Source organism: Pseudomonas sp. GM84 (assembly GCF_000282535.1).
Lineage (GTDB): Bacteria > Pseudomonadota > Gammaproteobacteria > Pseudomonadales > Pseudomonadaceae > Aquipseudomonas.
The window spans coordinates 1-999 of sequence record NZ_AKJC01000371.1 but is presented as its reverse complement, the minus strand read 5'-3'; the positions used below and the strand labels follow the sequence as shown (position 1 = coordinate 999).

The window sequence follows — 999 nt, the reverse complement described above, 5'->3', positions numbered from 1 at the left end:
GCCGGCTTGCCGGCGATAAGGCCGGTGATTGCTTAAGCCAAGCGCTTTACCTACGCTAGTGGCCTTTCCCCAGCAATGAGACAGGGCCATGTCAGAACACGAAACCGCAGGCGAAGGCCGCTTCAGCAGCACCGAGATCCGAATTCTCGGCTCGCTGATCGAAAAGCAAGCCACCAGCCCGGAAAGCTACCCGCTGACCCTCAATGCCCTGGTCCTGGCCTGCAACCAGAAAACCAGCCGCGAGCCCGTCATGAACCTCAGCCAAGGCCAGGTTGGCCAGGCCCTGCGCGCCCTCGAAGGCCAGCAGATGACCCGCCTGCAGATGGGCAGCCGTGCCGACCGCTGGGAACAGCGGGTGGACAAGGCCCTGGAGCTGGTACCGGCACAGCTGGTGCTCATGGGCTTGATGTTCCTGCGCGGCCCGCAAACCCTCAACGAGCTGCTGACCCGCAGCAACCGCCTGCACGACTTCGACGACACCGAACAGATCCAGCACCAACTGGAACGCCTGATTTCGCGCGGCCTGGCCGTGCACCTGCCGCGTCAGGCCGGCCAGCGCGAAGACCGCTACTGCCACGCGCTGGGCGACCCGGCGGAAATCGAGGCGATCCTTGCCGCGCGGCAACAGGAAGGCGGCGCGCGCAGCAGCGGCAGCAGTGTTTCGGAAGAACGGATCGAGGCCCTGGAAGCACGCATCGCAGCACTGGAAGCGCGCCTGGCCGAACTGGAAGGTTGAGCCGGTCAGTGATCCGGCTCGGGGAAGTTGCGACAGCTCTTGCGCGCGGCCAGCTCCCGGTCACTGGGGCGCTGGTCGACGAACACGGTGCGGCCGTCGGTGTAGATTTCGAGGTAGCCCCAGTGCAGGTCCTGCTCCTTCTGCCCGGGCTTGGGGGGCACTAGCCACCAGGGTTCACGGCTGATCAGGGTCATTGGGCGAATTTCCTGAGAGAGTCCTCAGTAATCATAGACACCCTCAGGCTGGACCGGCCAATCGCCGGC

The 999-nt window shown here is 65.1% G+C and carries 2 protein-coding genes; one reads left to right on the top strand and one right to left on the bottom strand.

Going from position 1 to position 999, the window contains the following annotated elements:
• The first annotated feature begins 88 nt into the window (after positions 1-88).
• Positions 89-736 carry a YceH family protein gene (locus PMI38_RS25925; protein WP_008101064.1) on the top strand — a complete coding sequence of 216 codons (648 nt, stop codon included), beginning with the start codon at positions 89-91 and terminating at the stop codon, positions 734-736.
• Between the two features lie 5 nt (positions 737-741).
• On the opposite strand, the gene PMI38_RS25920 is transcribed toward PMI38_RS25925, so the two are convergent.
• On the bottom strand, positions 742-930 hold the full coding sequence (locus PMI38_RS25920; protein ID WP_008101061.1) for a hypothetical protein: 189 nt from the start codon (positions 928-930) through the stop codon (positions 742-744).
• Between the last annotated feature and the right edge of the window lie 69 nt (positions 931-999).